The sequence below is a fragment of the Burkholderia paludis genome, from assembly GCF_000732615.1.
In the GTDB taxonomy this organism is placed as follows: Bacteria; Pseudomonadota; Gammaproteobacteria; order Burkholderiales; family Burkholderiaceae; genus Burkholderia; species Burkholderia paludis.
In genome coordinates this window covers 52847-66751 of record NZ_JPGL01000060.1, presented here as the reverse complement: position 1 = coordinate 66751, position 13905 = coordinate 52847, and the positions used below count along the sequence as shown (strand labels likewise).

Sequence of the window (13905 nt, the reverse complement as noted above, 5' to 3'; positions counted from 1 at the left end):
TGCCCGCCCTGCCCGCGCGGCGCGCCGGTCGAGGTCGAGGCGGCGCCCGCCCGTTTCCGTTCAAACGCCCGTTTCAACCGAGCCGAACACGCGTGTCCACAACGCCGTCACGGCCGCCCGCTCGTCAGCCACCACAGCCGGATCGACCCGCGCCTTCTCCATCCCGTCGAGCCGCAACTTGTGCTGCAGCTTCCGGTACTGGCGATACGCGGCGCCGACGCGCTCGGCCTCGTCCTCGCCCATCAGCCCGAAGCGCGCGACCTCGCGCAGCAGCGCGATGTTGCCCGTGTTGCGGATCAGCTCGGCGTCGCTCGACGCGTGCAGCAGCACCCAGTACTGGACGATGAACTCGATGTCGACCATCCCGCCGCGATCGTGCTTCAGGTCGAACAGCTCGGTCTGGTTCGGATGGCCGGCAAACACCTTGCCGCGCATGTCGACGATCTCCTTCGCGAGCACGTCGCCGTCGCGCGGCGTCGTCAGCACCTGCTGGCGGATCGCCTCGAAATCCGTGCCGATCTGCGCGTCGCCCGCGCTGTAGCGGGCGCGCGTCAGCGCCTGGTGCTCCCATACCCACGCGGTGTTCGCGGCGTCGCCCTCGCGCAGCTGGTAGCGGCGGAACGCATCGAGATCGGTGACGAGCAGCCCGGCTTCGCCGTTCGGCCGCAGCCGCAGGTCGATGTCGAACAGCGCGCCCGCCCCGGTCGCCGTGGTGAGCCACGTGATGAGCCGCCGCGTGAAGGTCGTGTAGACGTCCGCCGAGCGCTCGTCGGGGTCGTCGTACAGGAAAATCAGGTCGAGATCCGACGCATAGCCGAGCTCCTTGCCGCCCAGCTTGCCGTACGCGATCACCGCGAACTTCGGCACGTCGCGATGACGCTTCGCGAGCTGCGACCAGACCACCTCGATCGTCACGTCGAGCACCGCGTCGGCGAGTTCGGACAGCCGGTCGCTCACGTGCTCGACCGACAACTGCCCGGCGAGATCGATCAGCAGGATCCGGAACACCTCCGCGTGCTGCGCGTGCCGCAGCAGGTCCATCTGCTGTTCGGGGCCGTCGGCCGCCGCGAGCCGCGCGCGCAGCGCGTCCTTGAACGCGGGCCAGTCGAACGGGCTCGCGATCGCCTCGTCGTCGAGCAGCTCGTCGAGCAGCTGCGGGTGACGGATCAGGTAGCCGCCGCCCCAGCGCGACGCACCCAGCACCGACAGCACGCGATCGAGCGCGGCAGGATACTCGGTCAGCAGCGCGAGATAGACGCCGCGCCGGCTGACCGTCTCGAGCAGGTCGAACAGGCGCACGACCGTGTCGTCGCGGCGCGCGGCGTCGATCTTCGGTGCGGCATCGAGCGCCCGCTGCGCGACGCTGTCGAAGCGCTGCCGGCTCTTTTCCGGCAGGCCCGTGTAGCGCGACGACTGCCAGACCGCGCGCAGCCGCGCGAGCACGGCGGCCGGATCGGCAAAGCCGAGGCCGTCGAGGCGGGCGACCAGCGCGTCGTCCTCGCCGTCGTCGGCCAGCGCGCCGCTCCAGATCCACGCGGCGGCCGTGTCGTCGCCGCCCGCGCAGGAGCCGCCGTTCGCCTTGTCGGCAAAAATCTGGTCGAACTGCGCCTCGACGAAGGTCCGGTGGCGCTCCAGCACCGTCATCAGCGCCGCGTAGTCGGCAAAGCCGAGCGACGCGGCCAGCGCCGCACGTTCGTCGGGCTCGACCGGCATCGCGTGCGTCTGCGCGTCGTTGCGGTACTGCAGCCGGTGCTCGAGCGTGCGCAGGAAGTTGTAGGCATCGGACAGGCGTGCGCGCACGTCCTCGCCGATCAGCCCGCGCGCCTGCGCATGACGCAGCACCGCGAGCGTCGGCCGCACGCGGAATTCCGCATCCTGGCCGCCGCGGATCAACTGAAACACCTGCGCACTGAATTCGATCTCGCGGATCCCGCCGCGCCCCAGCTTGATGTCGTCGGCCTTGTCCGGACGCATCGACGCGCGGCGCGCGGCTTCCTGCCGAATCTGCTGGTGCAGCGAACGGATCGCGCCGATCACGCCGAAATCGAGATAGCGGCGATACACGAACGGCTTGACGATCGCTTCGAGCTGGGCCTCGAGCCGCCGCGCCGCCTCGCTGCCGCCTTCCGATACGAGCCGCCCCTTGATCCACGCATAGCGCTCCCACTCGCGCCCCTGTACGTAGAAATACTCCTCGAGCATCCCGAGGCTGCAGACGAGCGGCCCCGAATCGCCGTTCGGGCGCAGCCGCATGTCGACGCGAAACACGTAGCCGTCGGCCGTGACCTCGGACAGCACGCCGATCAGCCGCCGGCCGAGCCGCGTGAAGTACTCCTGCGTAGACAGCGGCGAACGCGCGCCGCCGCTCGTCTCGCCGTCGTCCTCGTAGACGAAGATCAGGTCGATGTCCGACGACACGTTCAGCTCGCGGCCGCCGAGCTTGCCCATCCCGACCACGCCGAGCACGACGCGCTGCCCGTCGGCGCCGCGCGGCTCGCCGTACAGCGCCTCGAGTTCGGCCGACAGCAGCGCAAGGGAGCGCTGCACGGCCACTTCGGCGAGATCGGTCATCGCGCCCGTCACCTCGGCAACGTCGGCCAGCCCGCGCAGGTCACGCTCCGCGACGGCGCCGAACGCCTCGGCGCGCAACTGCCGCAACGCGCGCTTCAGGTGCTCCTCGGTCGGCGCGCCGGCGCCGGCCGGCGTCGCGAGCAGCTCGGTGAGGCGGGCGTCGAGCTGCACCCGGCCCAGCGGCGCGGCCGCCCACGCGGCGACCTGGTCGGCCAGCGCGGGCCGCGCGGCCGCCGCGCGGGCCAGGTAACGGGAATAGGACGTGCTGATCAGGGTGGAAGCGTCGGTCATCGAGAAGCGGGCCTGGCGAAAAGGCCGGCCGGCACGGGGCCAGCGCGTGCGCGCCCCGCTGCCGGCCGGCCTCGTGAACTCGGCGCGGCATCGCGGGACGCGCATGCGTCCGCCGCGACCCCGCGCGCCGGAAAGCCCGTGCCGCACTGCCGCAACGGCCGCCGGCACGGACCCGTGTGATACATTTCAACGTCAGTCTGCAAAACTACCATATCGCCGCCCGTCCGCCGCATGTCCGACCGTCAGGAATCCGCCGTAGCAGCGCCCGAAGCGGGACCTCCGAAGCACGATCATCCGGTCCTGCGTCGCGTGTTCAAGGTGACGCTGGCAGTCGGGATCGGCACCTACTTCGTCGCGTCCGGCACGTTCCTCGGGCTGCGCTACGTCCTGCTGCCCCGGATCGACGAATTCCGCCCGCGCATCGAGCGCGCCGTGTCCGACAAGCTCCACGCGCAGCTTTCGATCGGCAAGCTTTCTCCGAACTGGTCCGGCATGCAGCCGGGCGTCGAACTCACGAACCTGACGATCCGCGGCCGCGACGGCAAGGTCGCGCTGTCGGTGCCGCACGCGACGGCCGCGCTGTCGTGGATCTCGCTGCTGCGGCTTTCGCCCGCGCTGTCGAGCCTGATCGTCGATCAGCCCGACCTGGCCATCGCGCGCGCGGCCGACGGCTCGCTGAGCGTCGCCGGCGTCGGCGTGGCGACCACCCACGGCGGCAGCGACACGTTCGGCACGTGGCTGCTGAAACAGGAGGCGATCGTGCTGCGCGGCGGCACGCTGCGCTGGCGCGACGCGCAGCACGACGCGCCGGAGCTCGTGCTGTCGGGCATCCGGCTCGCGGTGCTCAACGACGGCCGCGTGCACAAGGTCGCGCTGCAGGCGCCCGCGAACGGCACGCTGCTGCTCGGCCCGCTGGATTTCCGCGCGCGCTTCAGGCACAAGCCGCTCGCGCCGGTCGGCAAGCCGTCGAACTGGACCGGCGACGCGTACCTGTCGACGGGCCCCGTCGACCTGCAGACGCTCACGCGCTACGTCGACATGCCGCTCACGATCCACGCGGGGCGGATCGACAACGCGATCTGGGCGACCTTCAGCGATGGCCACCTGCATTCGGCGGGCGGCGACCTGCAGGGCGCCGACGTCGCGCTGCGCGTCCGCCCGACGCAGCCGCGGCTCGACGTGCCGACGGTCGGCTTCGGCTGGGACATGGCGCTCGACGCCGGCCGCGACTACACGCTGCACCTGACGCGCTTCAATGCGGAGCTCGGCCAGCCGCCGCTGCCGGACGGCACGCCGCTCGCCCGCTCGCTCGCGCTGTCGACGCTGACGGCCCGCTACCGCGTGCCGACCGCGAGCCAGGGACAGTTGCTGAGCGTCGTCGGCGACCGCGTCGATCTCGGCATCCTCAGCGAATTCATCCGCGGGCTGCCGCTGCCGGCGCGCCTGCGCAACGAGCTGATCAAGATCGACCCGCGCGGGATGGTGTCGAACTATCACATCGAGGTCGAACGCGCGAAGCCCGCGCGGGCCGATCTCGCCGACGAGGAGCGGCGCACGGGCGCCGCGCCGATCGTCCGCTACCGTTTCCTCGGCGACCTGCAGGGCATCAGCTTCGCCGCGCAGGAGCCGCCGCCCGGCCTCTCGCCGCGCGGCCACCCGCGCGCCGGCTGGCCGGGCATCGAGAACCTGTGGGGCCGCGTCGACGCGAACGAGACGGGCGGCACCGCGCATTTCGACACGGTGAACGCGGCCGTCACGGTGCCGGGCGAATTCGACGAGCCGCGCCTGACGTTCGACCGCTTGCGCGGCAACGCCAAATGGACGGTCACGCCCTCGCCCGGCGACAAGCACGCGCGCGTCGACGTGACGCTGCCCGACCTGCTCGTCTCGAACCCCGACGCCGAAATCGCGGTATCGGGGTCGTACACGAACCCCGGCCACGGTCGCGGCTCGCTCGACCTGCGCGCGGAGTTCGCCCGTGCCTCGGTGGCGCGCATTCCGCGCTACCTGCCGACCGGGATGTCCGAGCACCTGCGCGACTATCTCGGCCACGCGCTGCAGGACGGCAAGGTCACCAAGGGCGCATCGATCGTCGCCCGCGGCCCGCTCGAGAAATTCCCTTTCGAGCACGAGCCGGACGCCGGCGTGTTCCACATCGTCGCGCCCTTCACCGGCGGCCGCTTCGAGCCGACGCCGTACCCGCCGCGCAAGCTCGCGAACGGCACGCCGAGCGTCTGGCCCGCGCTCGACGGGATCGACGGCGTGTTCGAGCTCGCGCAGAACAAGCTGCGCTTCGACATCGGCCGCGCGCACTACAAGCGCGTCGTGCTGACGAAGGTCGCGGGCCGCATCGACGACCTCGGCAATCCGACCCACTCGCCGCTGATCATCGACGGCCATGCGCAGGGGCCGCTGGCCGACCTGATCGACTACGCGGACAACAGCTCGCTCGGCACGATGAGCGGGCACATCGGCCAGCGGATCGACGCTCAGGGGCCGGCGTCGCTCGCGCTCAAGATCACGATCCCGCAGCACGTCGCCCATCCGCATACGCATGTCGAGGGCGCGCTCGCGTTCGGCGGCAACACGCTGTCGACCCGCGGCGTGCCGCCGCTGTCCGCGCTGCGCGGCAGCGTCCGGTTCACCGAGGCCGGCGCGGCGCTGCACGACCTGTCCGGGCGCTTCCTCGGCGGCCCGGTGCGCGCGAGCGGCAACTTCCAGTCGCACGGCCCGTATTCGGTCGACGTGGACGGCCAACTTGCGCTCGATGCGGCGCGCGGCCTGAACCTGCACGGTGCGGCCGCCGCGCTGCTCGAGCATGTGGTGGGCGATGCACCGTACCAGGTCGCCGTGCGCGGCGCGCCGGGCCGCCTGCCCGACATCAGCGCGCATTCGGACCTGACGGGCGTCGCGCTGAACTTCCCGGCGCCGTTCGCCAAGCCGGCCGGCACGCCGATGCCGTTCAGCTTCACGCTGCAGCCGGCACCGCAGGCGGACGGCAAGCGCCTCGAGCATGCCGACCTCACGCTCGGCCCCGTGTCCGCCACCTACCTGCTCGACGCGACGCACGGCCAGCCGCTGCGCGCGGTGCGCGGCGCGATGGGCATCCACCGGATGCCCGACATACCGCAGGACGGCGTGAGCGCGGCCGTCGACGTCAACGAACTGGACGCCGACGCGTGGCTCGCCCTCGCCCACACGCTGCAGCCGCCCGCCCCGCGCACGCCGGAGCCGCAGGCGGCGCCGCGCGTCGATTTCGCGAGCTTCGCGCCGAAGCGCTTCGCGTTCCATTTCGGCACGCTGAAGCTGCTCAAGCGCAACTGGGAAAACGTGATCGTCGGCGCATCGCACGTCGACGATCTCTGGCAGGCGAACATCGCGTCGAACCAGGTGTCGGGCTACCTGTCGTGGGCGCCGGGCGGCGGCCACAACGGTGCGGGCGTGCTGAACGCGCGGCTCGCGAAGCTCGTGATCCCGGACAGCGCGCAGCACGATCTCGTCGGCCGCGCGATGAACCTGCCGACGCCGACCGACCGGCCGATCCCGTCGATCGACCTGGTCGTCGACCAGGTCGTCGCGCGCAACCACGACATCGGCCGCCTCGTCGTCAACGCGCGCAACATCGACGAAGCCGGCACGCCCGTCTGGCAGCTCGACAAGCTGGAGCTGTCGAACCCGGCCGCGAAGCTGACGGCGACCGGCAACTGGCGCACGTCGCACCGCTCGCTCGCGCGCGGCGTCGACGAAAACGACGCGCCGCGCCGCACCGTGTTCGACTTCAAGCTCGACATCGACAACGCGGGCGCGCTGCTCGACCGCGTCGGCCTGCCGCGCACGCTCGCGGACGGTCATGGCACGGTCACGGGCAAGGTCGGCTGGCGCGGCGGCCCGACCGCGGTCGATTTCCCGACGTTCGGCGGCCAGATCGCGCTCGATCTCGAACATGGCCAGATCCTGAAGGTCGATCCGGGCGCCGCGAAGCTGCTCGGCGTGCTGAGCCTGCAGAGCCTCGCGCGCTTCCTGACGCTGAATTTCCGCGACGTGATCGGCAAGGGGCTGCCGTTCGACAAGATCACGGGCACCAGCCAGATCTCGAACGGGATCGCACGCACCGACGACTTCTCGATGACGACGGCGCCCGCGAACGTGACGGTACGCGGCGCGGTCGACCTCGGCACCGAGACGCAGGACCTGCACGCGCACGTCGCGCCGAAGATCGGGGCCGGCACGGCCGCGATCGCGGCGGCGATCATCAACCCGCTGCTCGGCGTCGGCGTGCTGGCCGCGAACTACGCGCTGTCGGAGACGCTCTCGCGCGCCTTCGCGCTCGACTACGCGATCACCGGCTCGTGGGCGCATCCGCACATCGAGCGGGTGCGGGGCGATCAGGGTAAGATGAATCACGGTCCGGCCGATGCGACGAATCACTGAACCGCGCACCGTGTCGGGCCGCACCCCATTTATGACCCAAACGATCCCGCGATGACCGACCACACCCGTTCCGCCACACCCTTCCGGGTCGCCGCGCTGCAGATGGTGAGCACGCCGGACGTCGCGCGCAACCTCGCGGAAGCGCGCCGCCTGATCGCGGAAGCCGCCGGCGACGGCGCGCAGCTCGTCCTGCTGCCCGAGTACTTCTGCTTCATGGGTCAGCGCGACACCGACAAGCTCGCGCTCGCCGAACCCTACCGGGACGGCCCGGTCCAGCGCTTCCTAGCGGACGCCGCGCGCCGCCACGGCATCTGGGTGATCGGCGGCACGCTGCCGCTGAAGGCGCCCGAGCCCGATCGCGTGCTGAATACGACGCTCGTGTTCGACCCGTCCGGCAACGAGGCCGCGCGCTACGACAAGATCCACCTGTTCAACTTCGAGAAAGGCGACGAGTCGTTCGACGAGGCCCGGACGATCCGCGCGGGCGAGACGGTCGTCGCGTTCGACGCGCCGTTCGGGCGGGTCGGCCTGTCGGTCTGTTACGATCTGCGCTTTCCCGAGCTGTATCGCAGGATGGGCGACTGCGCACTGATCGTCGTGCCGTCGGCATTTACGTATACGACGGGCCGCGCGCACTGGGAAACGCTGCTGCGCGCGCGGGCCGTCGAGAACCAGTGCTACGTGCTCGCGGCCGCGCAAGGCGGCAAGCACGAGAACGGCCGGCGCACCTGGGGTCACAGCATGCTGATCGACCCGTGGGGCGAGATCGTCGCGGTCCGCGACGTCGGCGCGAGCGTCGTGCTCGGCGCGCTCGACCCGCAACGCATCGCCGAGGTGCGCCAGAGCCTGCCCGCGTGGCGGCACCGCGTGCTGACCTGAATCCGCCGCGCTGCTTGAAACGCCGCCCGGCCAACCCATCTGCCCAGAAGCACCCGACAACTTTTTGAGAAACCCCGATATCCGCATGAACATCATCGAACCCGGCATCCGCAACCTCGCGCTGGCGAAGGACATCCTGCTCACGCCGTACGGCCTCGACGAAAGCCTGCTCACGCGCACGATCGCCGACATCTTCACGCATCGCGTCGACTACGCGGACCTGTACTTCCAGGCGACCCGCAGCGAAGCGTGGAGCCTCGAGGAAGGCATCGTCAAGTCGGGCAGCTTCAGCATCGACCAGGGCGTCGGCGTGCGCGCGGTCGCGGGCGACCGCACCGCGTTCGCGTATTCGGACGACCTGTCGCCGGAAGCGATCGCGCAGGCGGCCGCGGCCACCAAGGCGATCGCCGCGGCCGGCGGCGGCCGCCAGAAGATCAAGGCGGCGACGTCGCTGAAGGGCATCTCGGGCCGCGACCTGTACCTGCCGTCCGATCCGCTCGCCTCGCTCGACGCGACGGCCAAGGTCAAGCTGCTCGAGCGCATCGAGCAGATGGCGCGCGGCCGCGACCCGCGCGTCACCCAGGTGATGGCGGGCCTCGCCGGCGAATACGACGTCGTGCTCGTCGCGCGCAGCGACGGCGCGCTCGCGGCCGACATCCGTCCGCTCGTGCGCGTGTCGGTCACGGTGATCGCCGAGCAGAACGGCCGTCGCGAGATCGGCTCCGGCGGCGGCGGCGGCCGCTTCGACTACGGCTACTTCACCGACGACATCCTGTCGCGCTACGTCGACGACGCCGTGCATGCGGCGCTCGTCAACCTCGACGCCCGCCCGGCGCCGGCCGGCGCGATGACGGTCGTGCTCGGGCCGGGCTGGCCGGGCGTGCTGCTGCACGAGGCGATCGGCCACGGCCTCGAGGGCGACTTCAACCGCAAGGGTTCGTCCGCCTTCGCGGGCCGGATCGGCGAGCGGGTCGCGGCCAAGGGCGTGACCGTCGTCGACGACGGCACGCTGCCGAACCGCCGCGGCTCGCTGAACATCGACGACGAAGGCAACCCGACGCAGTGCACGACGCTGATCGAGGACGGCATCCTGAAGGGTTACATCCAGGACACGCTGAACGCGCGCCTGATGAAGATGCCGGTCACGGGCAACGCGCGCCGCGAATCGTACGCGGCGCTGCCGATGCCGCGCATGACGAACACGTACATGCTGAACGGCGACAAGGATCCGCAGGAAATCATCGCGTCGGTGAAAAACGGCCTGTACGCGGTGAACTTCGGCGGCGGCCAGGTCGACATCACGAACGGCAAGTTCGTGTTCTCGGCGTCCGAGGCGTACATGATCGAGAACGGCAAGATCACCTACCCGGTGAAGGGCGCGACGCTGATCGGCAGCGGCCCCGAATCGCTGAAGTACGTGAGCATGATCGGTAACGACATGTCGCTCGACACCGGCGTCGGCGTGTGCGGCAAGGAAGGCCAGAGCGTGCCGGTCGGCGTCGGCCAGCCGACCCTGCGGATCGACAAGATGACGGTCGGCGGTACGGCATAACCGCATCGCGACGCAGACAATCCGCGCATTCTGGAAAAATCGCGCGGATTGTCCGCATTTTCGACACACCCCGGTTGCCAGCCGCCCGGTGACGGGGTATAAATTCCGAATCAACTTTTTTGACGAACCGAATCCCCGTCATGTCCGCCAAGTTTTACTTTTACTTTTTCTGGTATCTCAGACCGCTGGCGGATCGAGAGGGTTGATGGCGCGTAAAGCGCAACCGAAATTCCCGAAAAAACCGCCGGCGAACCCGGCGGTTTTTTTTCGCCCTTCGCCAACCGGTCGCCGCAGCGATCCCGCAGCCCCGACCGACACCACTGAATTGCCTGAATTGATGAATCTGCCGCACGCGCACTGACCGAACGGCGCCCCGGAACACTAGGAGAAACAGCATGCCCCCGCACAACACCGACGACGTCCGCATTCGCGAGCTCAAGGAACTGACGCCGCCCGCCCACCTGATCCGCGAATTCGCGTGCTCCGAAGCCGCGTCCGAGCTGATCTACAACGCGCGCCAGTCGATGCACCGCATCCTGCACGGGATGGACGACCGGTTGATCGTCGTGATCGGGCCGTGCTCGATCCACGACACGAAGGCGGCGATCGAATACGCGGGCCGGCTCGCGGCGGAGCGCGAGCGCTTCAAGGGCGAACTGGAAATCGTGATGCGCGTGTACTTCGAGAAGCCGCGCACGACGGTCGGCTGGAAGGGCCTCATCAACGATCCGCATCTCGACAACAGCTTCAAGATCAACGAAGGGCTGCGCACCGCGCGCGAGCTGCTGCTGCAGATCAACGAAATGGGACTGCCGGCCGCGACCGAATACCTCGACATGATCAGTCCGCAGTACATCGCCGACCTGATCTCGTGGGGCGCGATCGGCGCGCGCACGACGGAATCGCAGGTGCACCGCGAGCTCGCGTCGGGGCTGTCGTGCCCGGTCGGCTTCAAGAACGGCACCGACGGCAACGTGAAGATCGCGGTCGACGCGATCAAGGCCGCGTCGCAGCCGCACCATTTCCTGTCGGTGACGAAGGGCGGCCATTCGGCGATCGTGTCGACCGCCGGCAACGAGGACTGCCACGTGATCCTGCGCGGCGGCAAGACGCCGAACTACGACGCGGACAGCGTGAACGCCGCCTGCGCGGACATCGGCAAGGCCGGCCTCGCCGCGCGCCTGATGATCGACGCGAGCCACGCGAACAGCTCGAAGAAGCACGAGAACCAGATCCCGGTCTGCGCCGACATCGGCCGCCAGATCGCGGCCGGCGACTCGCGCATCGTCGGCCTGATGATCGAGTCGCACCTCGTCGAAGGGCGCCAGGACCTGAAGGAAGGCTGCGAGCTGACCTACGGCCAGAGCATCACCGACGCGTGCATCGCGTGGGACGACAGCGTGAAGGTGCTCGAAGGCCTGGCGGAATCGGTCAAGGCGCGCCGCGTCGCGCGCGGCAGCGGGAACTGACGGACGAAAACCGGCCGGATCGCCCCCCCGCCTGCGGGCGGGTCGGCCATCCGGTCGGGCTGCCGCCTGCGTCGGGCTCTGCCAGACCCGCTGACACTGCCTGGCCAACCCCGATGCCGACCGTCAACCTGCACGATGCCAAATCACGACTCTCCCGCCTTGTCGAGGCGTTGGAGCCGGGACGCGAATCCGAAGTCGTGATCGCCCGCAATGGCCATCCGGTCGCCCGGATCGTTCCTTATGCGGCACCGCAACGGATCGGGGCGGCCCGTCAATTGCGGACCGGCCTGAGCATCCCGGCGACCGTCGAAGCATTCAACGCCGGCGACGCATCGATCGCCGCCGACTTCGATGCCGGCGCCGAACGGACGCTCGCGCCGTGAAGCTGTTGCCCGACACGCATATCGCGCTCCGGGCCGCCGGAGACGCCCCCCGCTTTCGTCGACCGCGACCGCGCTGATCGAGAATCCGGAGAACACGCTGTACGTCAGTGCCGCATCCATCCGGAAAATCGCGGTCAAATACCGCAAAGGCACCTGCCCGTTCGTGCGTGCAACGCGCGCCCGGCGTTTCGGTTCGCCGGTTTCGCGGAGTTGTCGATCGGCAGCGACCACATCGAAGGCATCGCCGCGCAGCCCGAATTCGGACCATGCCGATCCGTTCGACCGCTCGATGGTCGCCCAGGCACGCCGTGAAGGCATGCCGCTCGCAAGTGCCGCCCCGACCGACGTCATCCGCGTGACAGCGCGGACGACAAAATCACAGCCCGGCTCACGCCGGGCTTTTTCATGAACCGCAGGTCTTGCGCACAGGCTTCACTCGAGCGCGCCCGAACCGAAGATTTCGGTATGCACGCGTTCCGGCGCGACGCCGAGCGCGACGAGCGCATCTCGCTGCGCCTTCATGAAGGCAATCGGGCCGCAGATGTAGTAGTCGGCGTCCGGCACGAGCGCGAACGCCTTCAGGCGTTCCGGCGTGAGCCGGCCTTCAAGGTCGTGATCGATGCCGGCGCGATCGTGCGGGCCGACCAGCTCGTACACCACCGTGCGCGTGACGTTCGCATGCTCGCGCACCGTATCGTTCAGCCAGTCGCGGAACGCATGCACTGCGCCCGAACGGCACGCGTGGACGAACCGGACTTCGCGCCGGCTGCCCTCGGCGATCAGCGACGACGCCATCGACATCATCGGGGTGATGCCGACGCCGCCGGAGATCAGCACGACGGGCGTCTCGACGCCGCGCTTCAGCGAGAATTCGCCCATCGGGGCAGTCACCTCGACGATCGCCCCCTCTTCCACGCCATCGTGCATCAGCGTCGACACCTTGCCGGCCGGAATGACCTCCGGCTTGCCGGCCTCGCGCTTCACCGAGATGCGCAGCCACTTGCCGTGCGGCGCATCGGACAGGCTGTACTGGCGCGGCTGGTCGACGCCGAGCTCGCCGACGAAGCGCTTCACCGTGACGTACTGCCCGGGCTCGAACGACGGCGCCGCGCCGCCGTCGGCCGGCGTCAGGTAGAACGACGTGATCTCGTCGCTTTCGCGCACCTTGCGCTCGACCTTGAACGGACGGAATCCGCTCCACGCCGCCCCCGCGTACAGATCGGCCTCGGCGCCGATCAGGATCTGCGCGAGCTGGCCGTACGCGACCCGCCACGCGTCGAGCGTGTCGGCGTCGACCGCGTCGCCGAGCACCTCGACGATCGACGCCAGCAGGTTCTCGCCGACGATCGGGTAATGCTCGGGGCGGATGTTCAGGCTCGCGTGCTTGTGCGCGATCTTCGTCACGGCGCCGCCCAGCGCGCCGAGATTGTCGATGTTCGCCGCGTACGCGTAGACGGCCTTCGCGAGCGTCTCCGGCTGGCTGCCGGTCTGCTGGTGCGTCTGGTTGAACAGGTTCTTCAGTTCCGGATGGCGCGCGAACATGCGCTGGTAGAAGTGCTTCGTGATCGTCGCGCCGTGCACGGCGAGGACAGGGGCAGTGGCCTTCACGCGAGCCATCTGGTCAGCGGTGATGTGGGTCATGTTCGTTCTCCGTTAAACATGCATACACAATACATGTTTAAGAAATCGGCGCCTCCCGGGCAAATTGTCGCAGTGCGGCAACGGGGGCGAAGGGGGCAAGGTGTCAGCGGACGCGGCCGCGCTCCCACAGCACGTCCGCGCCGCCATCGGTGCGGTTCAGCACGCGCGCCAGCACGAACAGCAGATCCGACAGCCGGTTCACGTAGCGCCGCGGCGTGTCGTTGAGCGTTTCGGTCCGCCCGAGAGCGACGATCGAGCGCTCCGCTCGGCGACACACGGTGCGGCAGACGTGCGCGAGCGACGCGGCGCGCGAGCCGGCCGGCAGGATGAATTCCTTCAGCGGCGGCAGCGTCGCATTGTAGTCGGCGAGCCAGCGGTCGAGCCGCGCGAGATGCGTGTCGTCGAGCACCGTATGACCGGGGATGCACAGCTCGCCGCCGAGATCGAACAGGTCGTGCTGGATCGTGACGAGCGCCGTGCGGACATCGTCCGGCAGCGTCTCGGCGAGCAGCACGCCGAGGTTCGAATTCAGTTCGTCGACGTCGCCGATCGCCGCGATCCGCGTGTCGTCCTTGCCGATGCGACGGCCGTCGCCCAGGCCGGTGGTGCCGTCGTCGCCCGTGCGCGTGGCGATCTTGCTCAAGCGGTTGCCCATGCGGAGGTCCTCCCGTGCTCGGCCGCGCTGCGG

The 13905-nt window shown here is 69.6% G+C and carries 9 protein-coding genes and 1 pseudogene; 7 read left to right on the top strand and 3 right to left on the bottom strand.

Going from position 1 to position 13905, the window contains the following annotated elements; genetic code table 11:
- Positions 1-60: 60 nt before the first annotated feature.
- Positions 61-2862: a bifunctional [glutamate--ammonia ligase]-adenylyl-L-tyrosine phosphorylase/[glutamate--ammonia-ligase] adenylyltransferase gene (gene glnE, locus GQ56_RS0130035; protein ID WP_031402180.1), complete on the bottom strand. Its 2802-nt coding sequence runs from the start codon at positions 2860-2862 to the stop codon at positions 61-63.
- 231 nt (positions 2863-3093) lie between these two features.
- Here glnE and GQ56_RS0130030 point away from each other — a divergent pair, with 231 nt between their 5' ends.
- From GQ56_RS0130030 to GQ56_RS42150, 7 genes and pseudogenes are all read left to right on the top strand, one after another.
- Positions 3094-7293 (top strand): YhdP family protein, encoded by a 4200-nt coding sequence (locus tag GQ56_RS0130030; RefSeq protein WP_031402179.1) that lies wholly within the window; start codon positions 3094-3096, stop codon positions 7291-7293.
- A 51-nt stretch (positions 7294-7344) separates the two neighbouring features.
- Complete coding sequence (locus tag GQ56_RS0130025) at positions 7345-8172, top strand: carbon-nitrogen hydrolase family protein (protein WP_031402178.1); 828 nt, start codon at positions 7345-7347, stop codon at positions 8170-8172.
- 85 nt (positions 8173-8257) lie between these two features.
- Positions 8258-9724: a metalloprotease TldD gene (gene tldD, locus GQ56_RS0130020; protein WP_031402177.1), complete on the top strand. Its 1467-nt coding sequence runs from the start codon at positions 8258-8260 to the stop codon at positions 9722-9724.
- Positions 9725-9929: 205 nt separating this feature from the next.
- Complete coding sequence (locus tag GQ56_RS45930) at positions 9930-10085, top strand: hypothetical protein (protein ID WP_162531557.1); 156 nt, start codon at positions 9930-9932, stop codon at positions 10083-10085.
- A 34-nt stretch (positions 10086-10119) separates the two neighbouring features.
- Positions 10120-11193, top strand: a complete 1074-nt coding sequence (gene aroG, locus GQ56_RS0130015) for a 3-deoxy-7-phosphoheptulonate synthase AroG (RefSeq protein WP_031402176.1) — start codon at positions 10120-10122, stop codon at positions 11191-11193.
- Positions 11194-11306: 113 nt separating this feature from the next.
- Positions 11307-11576, top strand: coding sequence for a type II toxin-antitoxin system Phd/YefM family antitoxin (locus GQ56_RS0130010; protein WP_031402175.1), 270 nt, complete (start codon positions 11307-11309; stop codon positions 11574-11576).
- Positions 11573-11985 (top strand): annotated as a pseudogene (locus GQ56_RS42150) (type II toxin-antitoxin system VapC family toxin). Before GQ56_RS0130010 ends, GQ56_RS42150 begins: the two are co-directional and overlap by 4 nt.
- A 23-nt stretch (positions 11986-12008) precedes the next feature.
- Here the strand turns inward: GQ56_RS42150 and hmpA are convergent.
- Positions 12009-13217, bottom strand: a complete 1209-nt coding sequence (hmpA, locus tag GQ56_RS0130005) for an NO-inducible flavohemoprotein (protein WP_031402174.1) — start codon at positions 13215-13217, stop codon at positions 12009-12011.
- Positions 13218-13320: 103 nt separating this feature from the next.
- A complete protein-coding gene (locus tag GQ56_RS0130000) occupies positions 13321-13872 on the bottom strand; it encodes a cob(I)yrinic acid a,c-diamide adenosyltransferase (protein WP_031402173.1) in 552 nt (183 codons plus the stop codon).
- Positions 13873-13905: the final 33 nt, after the last annotated feature.

Bases quoted from the DNA above. Each gene is read 5' to 3' on its own strand.
- tldD (WP_031402177.1), top strand. From the start codon at position 8,258: ATGAACATCATCGAACCCGGCATCCGCAACCTCGCGCTGGCGAAGGAC.
- GQ56_RS0130000 (WP_031402173.1), bottom strand. From the start codon at position 13,872: ATGGGCAACCGCTTGAGCAAGATCGCCACGCGCACGGGCGACGACGGC.
- GQ56_RS0130010 (WP_031402175.1), top strand. From the start codon at position 11,307: ATGCCGACCGTCAACCTGCACGATGCCAAATCACGACTCTCCCGCCTT.
- GQ56_RS0130030 (WP_031402179.1), top strand. From the start codon at position 3,094: ATGTCCGACCGTCAGGAATCCGCCGTAGCAGCGCCCGAAGCGGGACCT.
- hmpA (WP_031402174.1), bottom strand. From the start codon at position 13,217: ATGACCCACATCACCGCTGACCAGATGGCTCGCGTGAAGGCCACTGCC.
- glnE (WP_031402180.1), bottom strand. From the start codon at position 2,862: ATGACCGACGCTTCCACCCTGATCAGCACGTCCTATTCCCGTTACCTG.
- GQ56_RS0130025 (WP_031402178.1), top strand. From the start codon at position 7,345: ATGACCGACCACACCCGTTCCGCCACACCCTTCCGGGTCGCCGCGCTG.
- GQ56_RS45930 (WP_162531557.1), top strand. From the start codon at position 9,930: ATGGCGCGTAAAGCGCAACCGAAATTCCCGAAAAAACCGCCGGCGAAC.
- aroG (WP_031402176.1), top strand. From the start codon at position 10,120: ATGCCCCCGCACAACACCGACGACGTCCGCATTCGCGAGCTCAAGGAA.